Annotated in this window: 19 protein-coding genes and 1 pseudogene; 9 read left to right on the forward strand and 11 right to left on the reverse strand. The window is 54.7% G+C overall.

From position 1 onward, the window contains the following. Window positions 1-296: 296 nt before the first annotated feature. Window positions 297-419 (reverse strand): annotated as a pseudogene (locus tag NC979_RS25475) (Tn3 family transposase); the annotation flags it as partial. Window positions 420-503: 84 nt separating this feature from the next. Here NC979_RS25475 and NC979_RS24675 point away from each other — a divergent pair. Then, window positions 504-977 (forward strand): protein kinase domain-containing protein, encoded by a 474-nt coding sequence (locus tag NC979_RS24675; protein ID WP_199308943.1) that lies wholly within the window; start codon window positions 504-506, stop codon window positions 975-977. Between the two features lie 86 nt (window positions 978-1,063). Continuing rightward, on the forward strand, window positions 1,064-1,492 hold the full coding sequence (locus NC979_RS25480; protein ID WP_199308944.1) for a hypothetical protein: 429 nt from the start codon (window positions 1,064-1,066) through the stop codon (window positions 1,490-1,492). A 653-nt stretch (window positions 1,493-2,145) separates the two neighbouring features. On the opposite strand, the gene NC979_RS24680 is transcribed toward NC979_RS25480, so the two are convergent. Beyond that, window positions 2,146-2,280, reverse strand: coding sequence for a hypothetical protein (locus NC979_RS24680; RefSeq protein WP_255524850.1), 135 nt, complete (start codon window positions 2,278-2,280; stop codon window positions 2,146-2,148). A gap of 879 nt (window positions 2,281-3,159) precedes the next feature. Between NC979_RS24680 and NC979_RS24685 the strand changes: the two genes are divergently transcribed. After that, window positions 3,160-3,522, forward strand: a complete 363-nt coding sequence (locus tag NC979_RS24685; RefSeq protein ID WP_190521449.1) for a hypothetical protein — start codon at window positions 3,160-3,162, stop codon at window positions 3,520-3,522. A gap of 58 nt (window positions 3,523-3,580) precedes the next feature. Here the strand turns inward: NC979_RS24685 and NC979_RS24690 are convergent, their stop codons facing one another. From NC979_RS24690 to NC979_RS24700, 3 genes are all read right to left on the reverse strand, one after another. Continuing rightward, window positions 3,581-3,862 carry a DUF2227 family putative metal-binding protein gene (locus tag NC979_RS24690; protein ID WP_190521451.1) on the reverse strand — a complete coding sequence of 94 codons (282 nt, stop codon included), beginning with the start codon at window positions 3,860-3,862 and terminating at the stop codon, window positions 3,581-3,583. 863 nt (window positions 3,863-4,725) lie between these two features. Continuing rightward, window positions 4,726-5,457 carry a glycoside hydrolase family 24 protein gene (locus NC979_RS24695; protein WP_199308945.1) on the reverse strand — a complete coding sequence of 244 codons (732 nt, stop codon included), beginning with the start codon at window positions 5,455-5,457 and terminating at the stop codon, window positions 4,726-4,728. A 133-nt stretch (window positions 5,458-5,590) separates the two neighbouring features. Continuing rightward, window positions 5,591-6,775, reverse strand: coding sequence for an NAD(P)H-quinone oxidoreductase subunit H (locus NC979_RS24700; RefSeq protein ID WP_190521452.1), 1,185 nt, complete (start codon window positions 6,773-6,775; stop codon window positions 5,591-5,593). A 98-nt stretch (window positions 6,776-6,873) separates the two neighbouring features. Between NC979_RS24700 and rsmH the strand changes: the two genes are divergently transcribed. Next, complete coding sequence (rsmH, locus tag NC979_RS24705) at window positions 6,874-7,746, forward strand: 16S rRNA (cytosine(1402)-N(4))-methyltransferase RsmH (RefSeq protein ID WP_190521455.1); 873 nt, start codon at window positions 6,874-6,876, stop codon at window positions 7,744-7,746. A 531-nt stretch (window positions 7,747-8,277) separates the two neighbouring features. Next, the gene (locus NC979_RS24710) at window positions 8,278-8,487 is read left to right on the forward strand and encodes a hypothetical protein (RefSeq protein WP_190521458.1); all 210 of its coding nucleotides are present in this window, start codon (window positions 8,278-8,280) and stop codon (window positions 8,485-8,487) included. Window positions 8,488-8,765: 278 nt separating this feature from the next. Here NC979_RS24710 and NC979_RS24715 read toward each other — a convergent pair whose 3' ends face one another. From NC979_RS24715 to NC979_RS24725, 3 genes are all read right to left on the reverse strand, one after another. After that, a complete protein-coding gene (locus tag NC979_RS24715) occupies window positions 8,766-10,064 on the reverse strand; it encodes an FAD-dependent hydroxylase (protein ID WP_190521459.1) in 1,299 nt (432 codons plus the stop codon). A 72-nt stretch (window positions 10,065-10,136) separates the two neighbouring features. After that, entirely contained in the window at window positions 10,137-11,270 is a 1,134-nt protein-coding gene (locus tag NC979_RS24720) for a glycosyltransferase family 4 protein (RefSeq protein WP_190521460.1), read from the reverse strand. 94 nt (window positions 11,271-11,364) lie between these two features. Then, entirely contained in the window at window positions 11,365-12,519 is a 1,155-nt protein-coding gene (locus tag NC979_RS24725; protein WP_190521461.1) for an NAD-dependent epimerase/dehydratase family protein, read from the reverse strand. Between the two features lie 246 nt (window positions 12,520-12,765). Between NC979_RS24725 and NC979_RS24730 the strand changes: the two genes are divergently transcribed. From NC979_RS24730 to NC979_RS24740, 3 genes are all read left to right on the forward strand, one after another. Then, window positions 12,766-13,224 (forward strand): MarR family transcriptional regulator, encoded by a 459-nt coding sequence (locus tag NC979_RS24730; RefSeq protein WP_190521462.1) that lies wholly within the window; start codon window positions 12,766-12,768, stop codon window positions 13,222-13,224. Window positions 13,225-13,315: 91 nt separating this feature from the next. Beyond that, window positions 13,316-14,131 (forward strand): ABC transporter ATP-binding protein, encoded by an 816-nt coding sequence (locus NC979_RS24735; protein ID WP_190521463.1) that lies wholly within the window; start codon window positions 13,316-13,318, stop codon window positions 14,129-14,131. Further along, entirely contained in the window at window positions 14,088-14,924 is an 837-nt protein-coding gene (locus NC979_RS24740) for an ABC transporter permease (protein ID WP_190521464.1), read from the forward strand. Before NC979_RS24735 ends, NC979_RS24740 begins: the two co-directional genes overlap by 44 nt. Before the next feature lie 25 nt (window positions 14,925-14,949). On the opposite strand, the gene NC979_RS24745 is transcribed toward NC979_RS24740, so the two are convergent. Next, window positions 14,950-15,657 (reverse strand): SOS response-associated peptidase, encoded by a 708-nt coding sequence (locus tag NC979_RS24745; RefSeq protein WP_190521466.1) that lies wholly within the window; start codon window positions 15,655-15,657, stop codon window positions 14,950-14,952. Window positions 15,658-15,942: 285 nt separating this feature from the next. On the opposite strand from NC979_RS24745, the gene NC979_RS24750 reads away from it, so the two are divergent. Further along, window positions 15,943-16,497, forward strand: a complete 555-nt coding sequence (locus tag NC979_RS24750) for a hemerythrin HHE cation-binding protein (RefSeq protein ID WP_190521468.1) — start codon at window positions 15,943-15,945, stop codon at window positions 16,495-16,497. A 156-nt stretch (window positions 16,498-16,653) separates the two neighbouring features. On the opposite strand, the gene NC979_RS24755 is transcribed toward NC979_RS24750, so the two are convergent. After that, a complete protein-coding gene (locus tag NC979_RS24755) occupies window positions 16,654-17,820 on the reverse strand; it encodes an esterase-like activity of phytase family protein (RefSeq protein WP_242024111.1) in 1,167 nt (388 codons plus the stop codon). Between the two features lie 93 nt (window positions 17,821-17,913). Further along, window positions 17,914-19,926 (reverse strand): FAD-dependent oxidoreductase, encoded by a 2,013-nt coding sequence (locus NC979_RS24760; protein ID WP_242024112.1) that lies wholly within the window; start codon window positions 19,924-19,926, stop codon window positions 17,914-17,916. Window positions 19,927-19,975: the final 49 nt, after the last annotated feature.

Genomic DNA, 19,975 nt, shown 5'->3' on the forward strand with positions numbered 1-19,975 from the left:
CAATTTTGAAGGGTGGGCACTTCGACGGTTTCCAGGGCAAGGGCTTCGAGATGGCCAGTACAACTGCCGTAAAATGGTTTGAGAAATATCTCAAGCAGGTCGACGCTCCTGTCCTAGAGGCTAATGCTGCTTAGCGGTTTATACGCTCGATTTTGGGTATCTTGCCAGTGCTATTTTATCTACAGATACAGCTGTAAAAGTAATGGCGTTTGCCAGATTCTAGAACTCTTCCAACTCCAAACTATTCAAACCTACTTGGCATAAAAACGGCTAGCTGCAAGCGCAGGCAACTACTCAACCCGCCCTGCCGCTTTTGCATTCCCACTGACCTCGTACTTGGTGAGTAGACGCGACAGAATGGCAGAGTTGTAGCAGACGACAGCGTTCGCGACCAACCGTGCACATTGATTGCTGATCTCGGGGGTGAGCCCCCATAACGTTGGGTACCTTTGATGCAAAGATGCCATAGGCATCCGTAATGTTCAGCTCAAAAAGGTTTACCAGTGGCCGAGTTCGATGGTAGTGCTGGCAGTCCGTTTGTAAACCAAATCTTGCACGATCGCTATCAAATTCAAGCCCTGCTGGGTCGCAAACCCGGACGGCAGACGTTTTTGGCGCTCGATTTAAAGAACCAATTGCCTGTTGTCATTAAACTCTTACTGTTTAGTCCAGATTTTACCTGGGAAGATTTAAAGTTATTTGAGCGCAAGGCAGAAACCCTTAAAGCTCTTGATCGTCCAGCGTTACCCCAATACCTTGCTTATTTTGAGGTAGAAACTGAGTTCGGCAAGGGTTTTGCGCTGGTACAAAGTTACATCGAAGCTCGCTCACTTCAACAATTAGTACAAGACGGATGCAGGTTTATCGAAGCAGAATTAACAGCAATCGCCAAAGCTTTACTAGATATTCTAGAATACCTTTATTACCTTCAGCCGCCTGTCATTCATCGTGATATTAAACCGAGTAATGTGTTGTAAAAAACCACAGCGGCAATAGCCTTGGTGAAGTTTATCTGACTGATTTTAGCTCGGTACAAACAGCCGCCCATGGTGATACGGTAACCGTGGTCGGCACCTATGGTTACATGCCACCTAAACAATTTGGTGGACGGTTTTTACCCACATCCGACTTGTATGGTGTTGGGATGACCTTAATCTATTTGGCGACAGGTCAACATTCTGCCGATCTACCTCAGAACGATTTACACGTTGAATTTAAGCATTGGACAACCCTAAGCGAGTTTTCCACTAGTTGGATCGAATGGCTAACAAGCCCAAGCCTAGCCAAAAGACCGGAATCAGCAAGAGACGCAAGGCTACATCTTCTAAAGCCTCACCAAGGCCAAAAAAACGGCATTGGCCAGACAAAAAACTACTCAAGAACAACAAAACGTCCATCATCATCCTTTATTTCTGTAGAGGCAACTCAAACCACTCTTCAACTAAACATACCTTCGAAAAAGTTCAATATCTCTATCCACCATTGGATATAAACCAGGGCTTATGGATTTATCTGATGCTAGCCGTAATGCTATTGCTAGCTTATCTAGGAGTAGTCTCAATGCCGGTTTTTTGCAGTACCTTTCAATAAGTTTTGCTTTACATTATTATTTATGGCCTTAGGTTTAGTAGTAGGTTCTAAGATAACTTTTCATACGCTAGAACCTAGACTTCTAATTCCAGTTGAGGGCGAAGAGCTAGTTAAGCGCTTCGCAAGTGCTAAAATTTTACCTAATACTAGTGCTAACATTACATTTCAAAAAAAGCTGGAGTAGTTATCGTTACTCTTAACCTGCTAAATGGTCTGGGGCCGACTGTAATTTTTCAAGACACACTTGTGGGCATTTCTGCTGGCGCGGAGACACGGACTCGCTATCGGCTCAGTTTGAATTTGTCATCTGATGGGCAAACGATTGTCGTCGACGGCGATAGTCAGGAAATTGAATGGCTCTACAATGGGTTAAGCGATTGGGCAGGTTTCCAGCAAGCCTTAGACGTTATAGCAGCTGGCTAGAGCAGCAGACTAGGCTTAGCTAAGCCCAAGGGTGCGGACGGGTAAGTAATTTCGCTCTAGGTAAGCCAGTAGCTCACGCTGCAGTGGCCTGGCCGATGCAGCCGTGCTGGCCAGGGCGCGAGTACCAATCCCTCAGCTCCATTGCTGAAAGTCCCAATACGGCTGGAATCCCTCAAATTCTTTAATCAGCTCCACCATGCCGAGTACGTTGATGGTGAGGTTAGACTGTGCGATCGCAGTCTTGGGGTTGAGCTTTAGACGTAGCACGTCAGCATAGGGCCAGACCCATTCCTGCTGGCCAAGTCTCTTCCCCGGTAGTCGAGGTGAGCATCTGTGCTGTGACCTGTATTGCTAGTGGTAGTGAATTGCTTACTGCTGCTGTAGATCCCAGGTGTGAAGCTGGCCAAGTGTAGCCAGAGGTGTTTCTCATTGCCCACGGTATAAGGCCCTAAAGTAGTAAAGCTGCGATTCGGGTCTATTCAGTTGCTTTGTAGTATCTGGATAGCTGCCCAGCGCTGCAACTATGCCGCAGCTGCTCTCCTGCGGAAACCCTTTTCACACAAAGCATCCAAGTCAATCAAGAGGTTTGGATGCACCTACAGATAGAACAGCGAAATAGGCTTTGAGACAACTGTCACAAGCCAGCACATGCCAAATTAAGTTCAATTTTCAGCGCTACTGGCACAGAGGATTTTGCTTAGCACCAGCACCGGTAAAGACCGATGATTCCAAAACAAGCTTCGAGGGTCAGCTGTCGCCATAAAGCTCAGTTCAGAGTGCATCGAACTATGGCGATTGCCGCTGCTAGCCTACAGTGCCCTGGTATGGGGTGCTCTCGATGGGGTGAGGAGAGATCTGGCGAGGTGGCTTGGTCGACAACGCCCGGTCTAATTTGTTTGCGGGGTTAAGAGAGGCTGTTTATTCGCAGCCCGGCATGGGGCGAAAGGCAGCAGCTATATTACCCGACAAGCTGCTGACCTGGCGCGGCTGGTTCCCAGATTTTGCTAGTGGGTACGACTGTCAGACTTGGCTCAAATAAGATTGAGCCCAGTAGAGTGGGTACCCGCTCTACTGGAACCCTTAGCTTGTGGTGGCTATTATGCCCAGAGCCTTGCCAGAGTTGACCCGCAAGCAAATTCAAAAAGCTTGGCGGACAACCACCCAATCCAGCGAGAAATTGCCCTCCGGTTTGGCGTGGGAGAAGCAACGGTCAAGCGCCTGATCAAGGGTATGGGCAAAGGGTTGGCGGCCATCAGGCATGCAGTGGTAGGTGTTGCAATCGCCAACAGTGCCCATGTTGAGATTGACGGCCTCAGCATCAACCACTACATCACCTTGACCATTGCGGCCCTGGTTGATGAACTGCCCAACGTCCCAGCCAAGTCGAAGGAAGGGGTAGCGGGCACATTGCTACGCTACCTTGAGTTTCACGAAAAACTACACCCTCAGACTTTGAGGCGGTGGTCGACAAACTACTGGAGCATCCAGACTTTGACCCCGAAAAATTAGTGGCGTTGCTCCAGCAACGCTATGTCAAAGCTGGGTGATGCAAACCCCGGTAAGCACCCTAGAGCAACTTCTCAGTTCCTAGCAACGCCTCATGGGCACAAATCGGATAGTCTAGAGCCGCATCCAAGATTCTCCCCAACACCCCCACTAGGCCATAGGAGACTGTGCCAATCAGCAGACCGTAACTCATCAGCCCCCGGTGCTTCACGAAGTGGTCATAGGGTAGCCAGTAGAGGCAGGGTGGTTTGCGCTTGTGTTCCACGTCTCGGTCTGCGGTGGCCCACAGTTTATGCAGGTATGCAGTTGCTCCAGCAACAATCCACAGCCCTTTGTGCGGCATCTGCCGCCAATAGCCTATTACTCTAAGGGTTTACAGCGCTGAGGCTGCCCAGGTCGCACAGGTGGTGTTTGCGGTTGGAGCCGCTGTAGATAAGACGGAAGGGGGCGGTCATTGTCTATTTCTGAATAGATACAAAATTCCCAAACACCCCTCTCTGATGGCCGGAAGTAGAGATTGAACGTGATACCACTTTGCACAGTCCAGCCTAATAACCTTGCCATGACGGCGATCGCCTTGCCTACCAAGCCATAGCTACCGATGTGGACTGAGGCGGATGGCTGGGGCTGCACATTAACGTGACTACCCTCCTTTTGGCCAGTGATGTGGGCGGCTAACCATTCCCCATAGGTGATCTCGACAGAAGAACATTGCCCCGCTGGTGCTAGTGCTGGGCTTGGGAGTTGGTGTATCAGGCCGAGTTGCCAAGGCTTTGATGCTGATGGGGTTGTCCTGCACTGCATTGGTGCCACAGCGATGCCTGCGTTAACCCGTAGGGCGAATGGTGCATCCCTCGCGGCCCTACGGCCTTCCGATTCTAAAAGGTGCGATGCCTGCGTTAACCCGTAGGGCGAATGGTGCATCTGCTGGTAACGAGACAGCGGCTACCGCTGGGTGGACTGCAAGTAAGGCACAATTAGAGGGCTATGTGCTCGCTCCATACCATGCTCCCAAATTGAGCTGACTGCGCTGCGATCGATATTGGTATGAGGTGAGGGCTTGAACAGAAAATTCGCAAAATTGGCTGGCTCTTTGCGAAATGATGAGCCCTCGTGCTGTAGTTCTCTTTGGCAAAGTTGAAGTTGAGTCACCCTGCCTCCTCGATATACCTATACCGGGGGGGCAGCGGTTTTTATTGGTAATTACTAGGGCAGCTGTCCAGAGGGCGATCGCGCCAGCTCTTCCTGAAGCAAATTTTCGTAGACGCGAGGCAGTCGGGCGGTCATGCTGTTTGACTCGATACCATAGCCAAGGCTGGTCCAGGTGCCAGAGAGACGGCGCAGCACTTCATCTAGGCGACCGTCCCGCAGGGCGTTAGGAATATCCAAATCCCAGGCGGAGGTATCTCTGAGCCAATGGTAGACCACCAAATCCTGCGATTCGGGGTCAAAGCTGTAGTCGCCCCAGGAGCTAAACCAGCTGGAGGACTTGGGATGGTACTGGCGGGCTTTTTCTTGCCAGGTGCCGGTTAAAAACTGGTAGCGCCCGGCAGCGGTAGTGCAGTGCCCCTGATTTGGCCCAGCCACAATCTCAACACAGATGTTGGGATGGTGGTTGAGCTGCTGCACGGTGTTGCCGCCGTAAAGAACGTTATAGGGTTGGTTGGTGTTTGACTCAGCGGCAGAAATTGTGCGCATCAGGGCGCGAACGTAGGGGTCACCCCCGGTCATAGCCAACGGTTCAGGATGGCTGACCCATACGGTCTCTTGAATTTGCCGCAGCGAGGGATGGGGCAGCGATCGCACGCCCACAAATCCTGCACCCAGCAGCAGCAGGGCGATAAATAGCGCTCGCCGCTGCTTTGCCTTCTGAATCCGGCGCTGCCGGGCAAGTGTAGGAGAGGAGCTAGAGGGCAGTGAGGTCACAGGTAGCGACATAATTCAGGAACAGGGGCTAGATGCACCTAGTGCAGGGAACAGGGCAAGCGCCCTGCACCGCCCTGGAGACAGTGCAATTAAGCCATTGCAATGGTAGCTCATCGGCCCAGAAACCTGAGCCGGGGTGCGGCCCCTATCGATCTACCGACCCCATAATGATGTCGATACTGCCTAGAATGGCCATAATGTCGGCCACCTTCACCCCTTTCAACAGGTGGGGCAGAATTTGCAGGTTGTTGAAGTCAGCAGCCCGCACCTTAAAGCGCCAGGGGAAAATGTTGTCGTTGCCCATGATAAAGACGCCCAGTTCGCCCTTGCCGCTCTCTAAGCGCACATAGTGTTCCCCAGCCGGAATCTTGAAGGTGGGGGCAATCTTTTTGCCAATAAATTGGTAGTCAAAATTGTTCCACTCGGATTTCGGGCCTTCGGCCATGCGCTTGGCCTCAAGGTTCTCGAAGGCGCCGCCAGGAATTTGAGCACAGGCCTGCCGCAGGATTTTAACGGATTCTCTCATTTCGCGAATGCGGACCTGGTAGCGGGCCATGCAGTCGCCAGCGGTTTCGTACTGCACATCCCAATCAAAGTCGTCATAGCATTCGTAGTGATCGACCTTGCGAAGATCCCACTTGACGCCAGAGCCCCGCAGCATGGGGCCTGAGAGCCCCCAGGCAATCGCTTCATCGCGGGTAATGGTGCCAATGCCCTCAATCCGACGGCGAAAGATGGGGTTGTTGGTGATTAGCTTTTCGTACTCATCGACCTTGGGCAAAAAGTAGTCGCAAAAGTCTAGGCACTTGTCGAGCCAGCCGTAGGGCAGGTCAGCGGCCACGCCACCGATGCGGAAGTAGTTGTTGTTGACCATGCGGTAGCCGGTAGCGGCTTCCCACAAGTCATAGATCATTTCGCGCTCGCGGAAGATGTAGAAGAAGGGTGTCTGAGCGCCAACGTCGGCGAGGAAGGGGCCAAGCCACAGCAGGTGGTTGGCAATGCGGTTGAGCTCCAGCATGATGACGCGAATGTAGCTGGCCCGCTTAGGCACCTCAATGTTGGCCAGTTTCTCCGGGGCGTTAACGGTAATCGCTTCGTTAAACATGCCCGCCGCATAATCCCACCGGCTGACATAGGGCACAAACATGAGGTTGGTGCGGCTTTCAGCAATTTTCTCCATGCCTCGGTGCAGGTAGCCAATCACCGGCTCGCAGTCGAGTACGTCTTCGCCGTCGAGGGTGACAATCAACCGCAGCACCCCGTGCATGGAGGGATGGTGGGGCCCCATGTTGAGCACCATGGGTTCGGTCTTAGTTTCAATAATCGACATAGGGGCTACCCAATCGTCAAATCTAGTTCTGCTGTATCTTTGAGTATCTTAATGGGTATCGCCGCAGTTGGCATACGAAGCAGGGATTGAGATTGCTGATGGCAGAGCCAGAGTTTTATCACGTGCCGGTGCTGCCTGAGGCGGTGCTCGAAGGTCTGAACATTCAGCCTGGTGGGCGGTATCTAGACGCGACTGCCGGCGGCGGTGGCCACAGTCGGCTGATGCTTGAAGCTGATCCAACTGTGAGGGTGGTGGCTGTGGATCAGGATGCGGCCGCGATCGTGGCTACCCAGGCCAATTTGGCCGAGTTTGGCGACAGAGTTTCGCTGTGGCACGGCAACTTTGCCAACTTTGACCCCGCCGGAAATCTCTTCGACGGCATTTTAGCTGACCTGGGGGTGAGTTCGGTGCAGCTCGATGTGGGCGATCGCGGCTTTAGCTTTCGTCAAACCGCCCCCCTCGACATGCGTATGGATCCGCGCCAAGACCTCACCGCTGCCGACATCGTCAACCACTGGGATGAAACCGAGCTAGCTAATTTGATCTATACCTACGGCGAAGAACGGCTTTCTCGTCGGATTGCCCGCAAGATTGTCGACCAGCGCCCTTGGCAGACCACCACGGATTTGGCTGAGGCTATCTCCTACTGCGTGCCGCGCAGCTATCGCTATGGCCGGATTCATCCGGCCACTCGCACCTTTCAGGCGTTGCGAATCGCGGTCAACCAGGAGCTAAAAGTATTAGAAACCCTGTTGAAAGTTGCTCCCACCTGGCTTGCCCCCGGTGGACGGCTAGTAATTATTAGTTTCCACAGTTTGGAAGATCGCCTGGTTAAGCACACTCTAAAAGACTCTCCCGATCTCAAAGTAATCACTAAAAAGCCTGTGATCGCCACCGAAACTGAAGTGAGCCAAAACCCCCGTGCCCGCTCAGCTAAGCTACGGGTGGCCGAACGCACTGTCGCGCTGTAGCCTAGCGCTCAAAGCTGCGATCGTTACGTTTATTGATGAAGAAATTGCCCTAAACGTAGCTGAAGTAACAATCGCGCAATCCAGGGTAAAGATTAAAATTAATTCGCAAGAAAAAGACTTGCCTTACATTTGCTTCAACTAGACTTAAAAAGTAGGAAAAAGTTCCTGCTCAAATTTCAATCCTCACTATAAGAAACCATCATGAACACCCTAGACGACAAAAGTTACTGCTTTTCCGTACTTCCTGGAACTCGCGATCATCGGGGCTTTTTTGTACAAGATACGACCTATGAACTGGTCGACGTCAGTGCTGCGGGATGGGCGCGTATCTGTTTAGACAGCTCCGCTTGCTACTACGTAGATCCCGCCAATATCAAAGCCTTTTGTTAGTTCGACTGGGTCTCATTCAGCCTGAATTCTGACCATCGGTAGGGTTTATGCCAGATAGATCTGGGCTTTGCCTTTGGTTTGAATTAATGTGTGAGAAATCGTTGTTCCACCCATAATTCTTGCGAAAGATCGTTATCCATTATGAACGCTGCAACCCGAGTTTTTTCGGTGTACGTGTCGGATTTTGCCATTGAACTTCGAGATGATGGCAATCAATACTCTGGGGATGGGCGACTGGTTTGTAGACAGCGCAACTACGACAGTCTGTTCAAGTTTGCTAAAAATATGGCCCTTAACCGCGCCATTCCCCTGCGGGATTACACCCGCTCAGAAGCTCAGTATCAATACTAGGTAGACGGGCATTGCATTGTCTCGTGCTCCGTTTCATACCTCGTTAGATAGAGAAATCTATTAGCATTGCAACCCTTTAAAGCTAAAGGGCTGCAATGCTGATGGAATCTGCTGAAGGAGACGAAAAGTAGATTAGGCTATTGCGCAAATGGCTGGTCCACGGTGGATGCCCGAAGTTGTTTGCAATCCAAATCTCCCCAACTTAGAGGACTTTGAGCCTCTAGATTCCCTTAATTGAGGGAAACTTTGCTGACGCAATTGATTGCTTACATGTCGTCTTACAAGGCAGAATCATACCCCTGCCGACCCAGCTGTGCCAGCCGGGGGACTCGTCCCAAGCGACCGGTCATCAGCCGTAGGGCCAGGCGTTTGAGGGGAGAAACGTGGCTGAGTACCCAAAGCCCGCTGCGTCGTAGCACTACTATGGGCAGAAGCCGGTTTGAGAAAATGCGGGTCAATCCATCGGTGAAACTGAGAATCACCCAGTTCTCTAACCGTCGCCAGCGTTCGTAGCGGCGCAGCACAGTGAGGCTGCCTAGGTCTTGGCCCTGCTGATGGGCAGCCGTTAGAACTTCTGCTAAGGCCGCAGCATCGCGAATGCCCATATTTAGCCCTTGCCCGCCTACGGGGTGGCAACTGTGGGCGGCGTCTCCCACCAAGGCTAGGCGGGGTAGAACGTAGCGATCGCACTGCATCAGCTGCACTGGGAACATCGCTGGCGCAGTCAGTCGCTTGAGCCGCCCCATCTGGCTACCATAGCGCTGCTCTAACTCAGCCATAAACTCGGCTTCGGGCATGTGCAAAACAGCCTCGGCCTCGGCGTGGGGGGCTGTCCACACGACCTGGCAGCGCTGGCCAGGTAGGGGCAAAATGGCAAAGGGACCGCTGGGCCAAAAGCGCTCGTAGGCGGTGTTTTGGTGGGAGTGCTCGGGTTCTAGCACAGTAGTCACACAGGACTGGCGGTAGCGCCAGCCAACGCTGCCGATGCCGGCCCGCTGGCGTAGGGAAGAGCCCTTGCCGTCAGCAGCAACGAAGAGGGGCGATCGCACCGTGACGTTGCCCTCCGGTGTACTCACTTCCGCTACGGTGCATTCCCTGTGGTTGTGGGTTGTCCCTAGGGTGGCTAAGCAGAGGTAATGAATGTTGGGGAAGGCTGCGATCGCTCCCTGAAGTGCCGCCATCAGTACGCCGTGCTCGGCCCCGTAGTAGACTGCATCGGTACCCAAGTCGCTGGGCAAAAACCGCACGACCTTGCCGTAGTTGCCATCGGAGAGCTGCACTTGGTCAAAGTGGCAGATGTGCGGCCCAATCTGAGGCCACAGGCCTAGCCCCTTAAAAATGTCTGCTGAGGTTAGCGAGAAGGCGTAGGCCCGCTGCCGCGAAGCTGCCGCTACCGCTGTTTGAGCTTCAATCACAGCGATCTGCATGCCGCTGGGAGCCAGAGCTGCCGCTAAGGTAAGCCCAACGATACCGCCGCCAACAACTGCCACATCCACCGCCAGATCCATCGGTTGAGGAGCAGGCTGAGGGTAATCGGCTGGGGAGGGCGAGCTAAATTGCGGGGTGGTAGCGGTCATAGGTGCAGAGGTTCGCCGTTGTTATAGCTTCATTCTGACCCGATTATCTGGAGGAAATCAAGGTAAAACGCCTTAAGCGGCCATTGGCAGCGATCGCTGCGCCAGCACCTGACGGTAGAACTGCTGAAGCTGACGGGTTGCGGCTGCCCAGCCCCACTGTTCTGCCTCGGTGACAGCATTGCGACGCATCAGCTCCCGCTCGTCTTTGGCCTCGATCAGGCGGCGAGTGGCAACGATGGCTCCTGATTCATCGAGCGGGTCGAAGAGAAAACCATTGACGCCGTCGGTCACAATGTCGGGAATGCCGCCGGAGTTGGCCGCTACCACTGGACAGCCTGCCGCCATCGCCTCTAGCAAGACTAAGCCCAAGGTCTCGGTGCGGGAGGGGAATACGAAAGCATCGGCCGATGCGTAGGCAGAAGCCAGATCTTCTCCACCTAGATAACCTACAAAATTGGTGGGGGTATCGGCAAAGTGGGCCTCTAGCTCGGTGCGGTAGGGTCCGTCGCCCACTAGAGCGAGGCGGGCACCAGGGATAGCCTGAAGCACGGGCTTGATGCGATCGATTTCTTTTTCAGCGGAGAGGCGGCCGATGTAGAGCAGGAGGGGAGCTTCGGGATGGCCACCCGAGAGGCGATCGCGCATCTCGGCACTGGCTAGTTCAGGACGAAACAGCTCGGTATCAACCCCACGCTGCCACACTTCAATATTTTCCACCCCATGCTCTGACAACTCAGACTTCATGGCGGTGGAGGTGACCAGGTTGATCTGGGCCTGGTTGTGCATGGCTTTGATCAGCTCCCACATCAGCCCTTCGAGCATGCCGAGGCCATAGTGCTCTAGATATTTGGGTAAGTGAGTGTGGTACGACGCCACCAGCGGCAGATCTAAGGTTTTGCTGTAGTAAATGCCCGCCAATCCGAGGACTGCCGGGTTCACAACATGGACTAAGTCAGGCTGAAAGCTTTCTAGCGCCTCACCAATAGACGGGCGCGGCAAAGCCAGCTTTAGCTCTGGGTAGAGTGGCAGCGGAAAGCCCGATACGCCATGAATTTTTGCTCCTCGATACTCGGTTAAGCCTCCCTCTGGGGAAAACACTAAAACCTGGTTGCCCTGGCGCTGCAAATGATCAACGGTGTGCTTGAGACGGGTCACAATGCCGTCTACTTTCGGCAAAAAGGTCTCGGTGAAGAGAGCAATCCGCATAACAATCGAGGGGGCTAAGTGAAGATGATTGAAAATAGAAGAATGAATGCGTAAATAGGCCAAAATCACAGCGTGATTTTGGCCTATTTACTTACTAATCGCGCCGCCACTGAACCTTGGGCAGAATCTGGTTCTTATCAACGCGGTCTTTGTACTTGACGGCGAAGTTGAGCAGGCTGTCGAGCAGCGAGTCAGACAGCAGGTGAGGCTGGAGACCCAGCTCTAGCAGGTTGGTGTTTTTGGCATTGAAGTAATGGTCTTCAGCCTCAACCCGAGGGTTATCCATGTATTGGATATCGACATCGAGACCCAGGGTGGTGCCAGCTTTTTTCACCATCATGGCCAGGTCGCCGACGCTAAACATTTCGGTGAACTGGTTGAAGACGCGGAACAAGCCAGGGTCGCCGGGGTTGGCGATCGCAATTTCCACGCAACGCACGGTATCGCGAATATCGAGGAAGGCGCGGGTTTGACCGCCCTTGCCGTACACCGTCAGGGGGTGACCCACAGCGGCTTGAATACAGAAGCGGTTGAGGGCGGTGCCAAAGATGCCGTCGTAGTCGAGGCGGTTGATCAGCAACTCATCCATGCCGGTCTCTTCGGTGAGCACGCCGTAGACCACGCCCTGGTTGAGGTCGGTGGCGCGCAGGCCCCACACCTTACAGGCGAAGTGGATATTGTGGGAGTCGTGCACCTTGCTGAGGTGGTAGAACGAACCCGGCTGCTTGGGGTAGGGGAGGGTATCTTTGCGACCATTGTGCTCAATGGTGATGTAGCCCTCTTCGATGTCAATGTTGGGAGTGCCGTACTCGCCCATGGTGCCCAGCTTGACCAGGTGGCACTCGGGGAAGTGGTCGCGCAGCACGTAGAGCAGGTTGAGGTTGCCCAGCACGTTGTTGGCCTGGGTCAGCACCGCGTGCTCCCGGTCAATCATTGAGAAGGGTGCCGATCGCTGTTCACCGAAGTGAACTACTGCGCCGGGCTCAAACTCAAGCATTGTCTCCTCTAGGAAGGAGTAGTTGTTGATGTCACCGACGTAGAGGTCGATGTGCTTACCGGTAAGGTCTTTCCAGCGCTGTAGACGGCTTTGGATGGGGGCAATGGGGGTCAGCGTCTCGATCTGAAGCTGAGCATCCCAGTGGCGACGCACCAAGCTATCAAGAATCCCGACTTCGTAGCCACGATTGGAGAGGTATAGGGCCGTTGCCCACCCGCAATAGCCGTCGCCGCCAATTACAAGGACTTTCATATCAATGCTTCAATCTCTTTGCCGATACCAAGACAATCTACCAGGTTTGGAGGATCTGTAAACCACTGAACCAAAGATCGAGGAACCCGAAAGTTTTTTTGAGAAGACAGATTGAGGCCATTCCTGAGGTTTTGAGGCTTCCTCAATCGGTAGGTCTAGCTGAGCTACAACTGCCCCACAATTTGAATATACTAAGTTAAACTAACTGTTAGTTAAGCTAACTATTGCTCGAGAGCCCATTTGCCTGTGGTTACCCAAGCTCCTACCTCAGCTCAGTGCGCGGCAAACATAATGACGGCGGTGCCGGCGGTGACGCGGTTTTTGCGGGCGGGCATTCGTCGCCACGGCAAGCCCCAGCTATCTCTGTCGCAGCTGCGGGTGCTGTACTTTTTGCGGCGGCGATCGCAGGCTTCCCTATCAGAGGTGGCTGACTATTTAGATGTCACCCGGCCCACCATGTCGGCCATGGTAGAGCGCCTGGTGCAGCGGGGGCTGGTCAATAGAGTTAGCGATCCGGTTGAGCGGCGGCGCATAATTCTCACCCTAACTGCCGAAGGCGCAGCAGAAATGGAGCGAGTTTACGACGCAACGTTGCAGACGGTAGCCCACCGCCTAAAGAGTCTCTCTGAATCGCAGCTTCAGCAGGTGAGGGCGGGACTGGAAATCTTAAGCAGCATCTTTGAGGAGCCTGAAGAGCAAGGCTAGGAGGGGAAATTTTGAGTTTTAAGTTTTGGATTTTGAATTGCAACCAACCTTCCCACTCTTCTACGCCCTACTCCGTACCATTTAATGATCTATGGCAATGATTGAAATTCAAGAACTGACCAAGCGCTTCGGCCCCAAAACAGCACCTAAAACAGCCGTCGATGGGTTTAGCCTTACCGTAGAACCGGGAGAAATTTTTGGCCTACTGGGTCCAAACGGAGCAGGCAAAAGCACGCTGATTAAGATGCTCACTACTCTGCTGCCTGCTAGCAGTGGACGGGCCGCGATCGCCGGGTTTGATATTGGCCGCCAGGCTGCCGGGGTGCAGCGACGGATTGGCTACGTACCTCAGGCGCTGTCGGTGGATAGCACCTTGACCGGCTACGAAAACCTGCTGATTTTGGCCAAGCTCTACGGCGTGCCTCGGCGACAGCGGCTCGATCGCATCCACGCCGCCCTGAACTATGTCGGACTCGATACGGTGGCGAATCGCCTGGTCAACACCTACTCCGGTGGCATGATTCGGCGGCTGGAGATGGCCCAGGCTACCCTCCACCGACCCCCGGTTTTATTTCTCGATGAACCGACCGTAGGGCTTGACCCGGTGGCCCGCAAAACCATGTGGGATCTAATCTTGCAGCTGCGGCGCGACTACCAAACCACGGTGTTTCTCACCACCCACTTTATGGAAGAGGCGGATGTGCTGTGCGATCGCATCGCCATGCTCTACAACGGCCAGCAGGTGGCTATGGGCACTCCCGCCGCGCTCAAAGCCACTGTGCCCCACCCCGAAGCCACCATGGATGATGTCTTCATCCACTACACCCGCAACCCCCTGACCACTACCAACGAAGGAAGCTATCGTGACACGTCAACTACACGACGCACCGCCAAACGGTTGGGCTAACCAAGAGCGAGTTACTGCCCCCATTGAAGACTTTATCGCCAAGGCCTTGGTTGCCGCCGAGCTGGAAGTGCGCAAGCTGCGCCACGACCCGATTCAGCTGTTTACCCGAGCGGTGCAGCCGGTGCTGTGGCTGACTATTTTTGGCCAGGTGTTTACCCAAGTGCGCGGCATCCCCACTGGCAACCTCAGCTACATCGACTTTATGACGCCGGGCATTTTGGCCCAAAGCGTTCTGTTTATGTCGATCTTCACCGGGCTGCTGGTGATTTGGGAAAAAGACCTCGGCATCTTACACAAATTGATGGTCAGCCCCGCGCCGAAGTCGGCGCTGGTGTTAGGAAAGGCGATCGGGGCCGGGGTGCGGTGCCTGTCGCAGCTGCTAATCATCTATATTGTGGCAGCTCTAATGGGTGTAGCCATCAACTGGAACCCGGTGGCGGTGCTGGGCGTAGCCTTGGTGGTAATGCTGGGCGCGGCGCTGTTCTCGACCTTTTCGCTGATTGTGGCCTGCTGGGCACAGACCCACGAGCGCGTGATGGGCGTGGGGCAACTGATGATGATGCCGCTGTTCTTTGCCAGCAACGCAATCTATCCGATATCGATCATGCCCGCCTGGCTGCAGGTGGTGTCGCGACTCAACCCTTTGACCTATATGGTCGATGCCTTGCGCAACCTAATGCTGGTAGAACCGGCGGGCAGCTACAGCCTGGGGCTGAGTGTCTCAATTTTGATATGCGTAGCTGCGGTGCTGATCGCCTTTTGCGGCCGTCTATATCCTCGCCTAGTGCGATAGCCTTCAGGATTTAGCCCCGACAATCCTAAGCCTTCACGAGTTCATCCGTTGCAGTGTCAAGGGGCTCAAGGCAGTCTGGGGAATCATTTTGGGGCTTATTGACCACCGTCGAAACCGGGTAGCGATCCATTGCCCCATTGTCGTAGGGGCGCAGCATCTCCTGGAGCGCTTGGGGCTGGTAATAGTCGGGGTCGAGCCAAGCAGCGTAGTCTTCGGGGGCCAAAATCACCGGCATGCGGTTATGAATTGGCTCCATCAGCTCGTTGGCGGCGGTGGTGAGAATGGTGCAGGTTTGCAATTCGCCGCCGCTGGTCGGGTCGCTCCAGTGTTCCCATAGACCGGCAAAGGCAAAGGGCGCATGCTCTTTCAAAAATATGTAGTGGGGCTGCTTGGTTTTGCGACCAGAAATTGTCTCCCACTCATAAAAGCCATCGGCCAAGATCAGGCAGCGACGGCGCTTGAAGGCAGCGCGAAAAGATGGCTTTTCAACCACAGTTTCGGCGCGGGCGTTGATCATGCGGCTGCCAATGGCGGGATCTTTGGCCCAGCTAGGAATCAGTCCCCATTGCAGAAAGTCGAAATGGGGCTCTGGTTCTTCGGCGGTAGCTACCACCGTGGCTAAGGGTTGAGTGGGGGCAATGTTGTAACGCGGCATCACAGGGGGAGTGGACCGCAGCAAAAAGTTGTCAGCTAGGTCATCACCAGTTTTGTTGAGACTGAACCGTCCACACATTGCCCTCGCCTTCCTGCTTGAACGCTGTCTCTATGGTAGCAATTGGGTGGGGCAGCCCTGGTCTGCTGTTGGATGGATGGTGTGGGGCGTAGGGCGGAACACCGCAGGGAGGCAGACGGGCTAGGGAGCGCTAGCGGATTAATTTCTGCTCAACCGATGTAAATGGTAGAAAAGGCTTTCGACTTGAACCTTTCCAACGAGGGAGGGTGCTCTTGAGTTCTCACGGAATCATGAAGATTACGAGTGATGACACACTACCAAATTTCTGATTAGGAGATACATCTGATGACTGATACGACAACCATGTCAACCAAGCTTGCTGACCTAAAGCTTTTTCAAAATGTCTTGATTGACATCGAGCAAAAGCTGATGGCGGCCACCGATGATCACACCATTCGTGAGCGTCTCGAAGGGATGCTAAAAAGCGATCGCGCCAACCTCAGCAACATTGACGAGGCCATAACTAAGCTAGGTTCCGCAGCAGAGCCGCGCGATATCACCCAAAAGCATGCCGAGGCTGTCACCAAAATGACGGATGGCTCAGAACTATCTCTATACGACAAGTTTTTTCAGCTTGAGTTGTTGAAGCACCAGCAGACAATGAATGGTTTGGTGCTGCACAAAGTGGGGCAAACCTTGAGCGATGACCTTCAAGATGCCATGGAGCCGCTCAACAAAGTTAACTTTGAAAATCGGGCCCACCAAGAGGTTCTCAAAGGTGTTCTTTACTTTGTTGGCACCCGTGAAATAGCCGGTCAAGAGCCTGATATGGGCCTGTGGGCCAGTGTCGAGCAGGGTATTGCGGCTCTAAAAGGGGCGATCGGCAGCGCTGTTAGCTAATCTTTCAAAGCTATAAATGTGGCCATGGTGGATGCGATTGCTCAACCCGTCAGCGTTATAGCAACGTCTCTATAACTGTCGCCGGAAGCAGTATCGCAATATTCTTTAAGCAGGTGGGCCTAAGTTATTGGCCTACCTGTTTTTGCATGATAGAAGCTACATCTGCAAACGCAGCAGCAGCAGCTGGGTGGCGCGATCGCCCTCAAAATTGTTGTCGCTGACCATCAGCAGGCTCTGGCTACCGTCGGGCAGGCGCGGACCTAGGGTCATACCTTCTAGGTTATCCACCGCCAGGGGAGTTTCGGCAAAATCGAGCACCAGCTGCTTGCGAATGGGCGAACTGCCCGATACATCCCCGCTTAGGCTGGGTATGGTCGACGTATCGGTGGCGCCGCCAGTGGCCAGTTGGTACAGCTTCACCTGCAGCCCGCGCAGGCCCGCAGCCCGCTCTAAGGCAAGAAAGTGCCCAGCTGGGTCGATTGCCAGCAAATCGGTAAGGCCATTTACCACTGCGCCAGAGGGTTCTAAATCGAGCGGATAACGATGCTCGGCGATCAGGGTATTCTGGTCGTCGCCAATCAGGTAGTGCAAAAAGCGGCTATTGAGGGGCTGGCTGGGGTCGTTGTTGTAGTCTTGCACCAGCGCTGACTCAGTGGCAGCGAAGAGACGAAAGGGCTCAGTCATGCCGGCCCCACTGGGCGATCCGGTGACGGTGAGGGCCTCTAAGCTGAGGTTGTTTTGCACTCCCTGGCTGGGGCTGTCGGGGTCATCTGGCAGGTATCGCTTGGGCAGTAGTAGGGTAGCGATCGCCTGGCCCGTCTCGCGGTCAAACTCGGCGATGAAGGGTGGCACGCTCTGCTGCACATCCCCCTCGCTGGCAATGAACAGGGTGTCACGGGGCGATAGGGCAATGCCTTCGGGGTCGAGGCTGCCTTGAGGATAGGAGTTGCCCTCGGCATCGAGCAGGGGGGTAAAGGCTTCGAGGGAGACGGTGTCAAACTTGGGCGGGCCGCTGCGCTTTAGGGTAATGGCGAAGGTATAAAAGCGGGTGGGGCCAAACCGACCCCGGTCATCGGAGAGAACGTAGAGCCGATCGCGGGGGCGATCGTAGGCCAGGGCCGACAGCCCACCCACCGTGGTGCCTTCGAACTCCTGGGGCGGCAGGGTATATACATCTAGCAGTTCAACGGTGAGAGGCAAAAACAGTCGGTCTTCGGCCTTGATTTGGGGTATGGCACAGCTGGTTAGCGCCAGCACTAAGAGGAGGGCGATCGCTCCTCGCGGCCCAATTCGCCGTAGCATTTGGCCCATCCACTCTGCCATTGATATTCTCTCACCCATTGCTCAGCACCCTCTAGAATACTGTGTTCACTGAGCTACGGTTCTGCCAGCTCATGGACGGCAGAATTTGGCTAATTACCAGGTAAATTTCAGCCCCTGCTCGATCAAAAACTGTTGCAGAGCAGGCATTTGCCCGGTCACCACCACCTGGGCCGGGGTCAGATCGCTGGGCTTAGCGTAGCGCAGCAGCCAGCCAGCCGTCGCCCCCGCTGCCCCACCAATGCTCCACTCGCCGTAGTGCACCCGCGTCACGCCATTGACGATGTGGCTGGCGGCCACACTCTTACCGCCAATCAGCACATTGTCGACCCCCTGGGGCACCAGTGCCTCTAAGGGAACTTGCAGCGGTCTCACCACAAATTCTTTGATGCTGGCCCCCGCTGCCTCATAGGAAGGTCGCCAGGATCGGTAGCGGCAGCCGTGGATATCAATATCGTAGTGGGCTAGAGCCACTGCTGTGGCCCTAAAATCGCGCCCCCCAGTCATGTCTTCTCGCAGGTCGGCCTCCACCGCCATAAAGCTGTCTTGACCGTAGGCTGGGCGGCCCAAAATGCGGCGGCCCTCGCGAATGTAGGGCACCATGCTGAGGCCAGACTGAGTGCCCAGGGGTGAATCACCCCCCCGCAGAAACGTCAGCGACAGCTTGTTAGTGCTCTCATTTTCGAGCAGCCACTCGGCAAACTGGAGCGCGTGAACTTCACCGTAGTTAAGTGATTCGGTCGAGAGTCCGCCGAGCCAGTCTTGGCGCTGCCCCGACAAGCGAATATCCTCTTCGGTAAACACCAAAGGCGGGTCCATAAAGTGCCAGTCGTTGCCCTTATTCCAGTTAATTAAAGTAATTTCGCCGGGCTGGGTGCGGTTGACGTTTGAGTCTCCCGCCCGCTGGCTGACAATGCGACGATAGTTAAACACACTGCCAAAGTCGAAGAATGGAAACCCTTCCAGACTAAATTCTTTGCGGTGATCGGCCTTGGATAGAGCAGGCTCTAGTTTTTGCAGCTCCTTGAGGCTCTCATTTCTGTCGTCGAGGGTAGCCAACACAAAGGGATAGGTGTAAGCCTGGGTACAGTCGGGATTATCCTGCGGCGGCGCGTTGACTTCGCCGGTAAAGCCCTGACCATCCGAGCCTAGGCGGTGGGGCAGGTTGGCCCAGCCCACTAGCTCGCCAGTATCCGTCGCGTCGATCACGATCATGGAGCGGTTCGGCGGCGGCTGTAGGCGAATGGGAATTTTGTTGTAGGCCTCATCATCTGACCAGGCGTACCACCGCCCTAGCTCCTGGGAGAGCCGCCCCGTCGGCACATAGCCCGGATCGAGAGGAACGCGCCGCACTCCATATACCGCCGTCACGTAGCGGCCAGAGGCATCAAAGGCTGCACCCTTAAAGGCGGTAGAGGTGGCCCAACGGCTCTCGGGGGCATTTTGAGCGGCATCTCGCATCCACATTTCTGCCGCTGTGGCTCCGGCCCGGGGAGTGAAGCACAGTTCACCTACCCAGCAGCTATTGGTTCGCTCTACCGGTAGCTGAGCAGGCAGCCCTGTCCAGGGCGGTAGGTATACGGGCTGCCGCTTAATCAGATCCTTAAACGCCTCCCAACTAGGGGAAAAGTTGCGTCGCCACCGCATGGCCCGCGACTCGTCGATCGCCGATACTCCCTGGGAGCTGATCTGCCCTCCTAGCCACGGGGTTAGCTCAATCAGGCAGGTAGTAACGCCGGTTTTCATCGCTTGGGATGCAGCGGCAACTCCGCCTAGAGTGCCGCCAATCACGACAACCTCGCAGGTCCAAACCTCTTCGGCCAGCGGTAGTGGATTCAGGGTAGGCCGCCCGTTGGCAGTTTGAATTTGGCGAATGCCGGTGGCAACTTCAGCCCGGTTGACAATTTGCCCCACCGGACGCTGGCTAAATTCGAGAGGCTGACGCCAGTATTCGCTGGCACCACGAAAAGCAACCAGCAACAGGGTGCTGCTGATCAGGGCCATCATCATCAACCGAGGTCTGCGGGATCGCCGCCGCTTGCGCTTGGGATGGAGCTTTGATGACACTGAACGATGGCGAGGGCGCTCTAGCATGGACAAGGGCGGCATACCTAGGGCATTGGTCGTCTGTGAGTGTAGCAACGAAACTGAGAAACGA

The sequence above is a fragment of the Leptolyngbya subtilissima AS-A7 genome (genome assembly GCF_039962255.1).
Lineage (GTDB): Bacteria > Cyanobacteriota > Cyanobacteriia > Phormidesmidales > Phormidesmidaceae > Nodosilinea.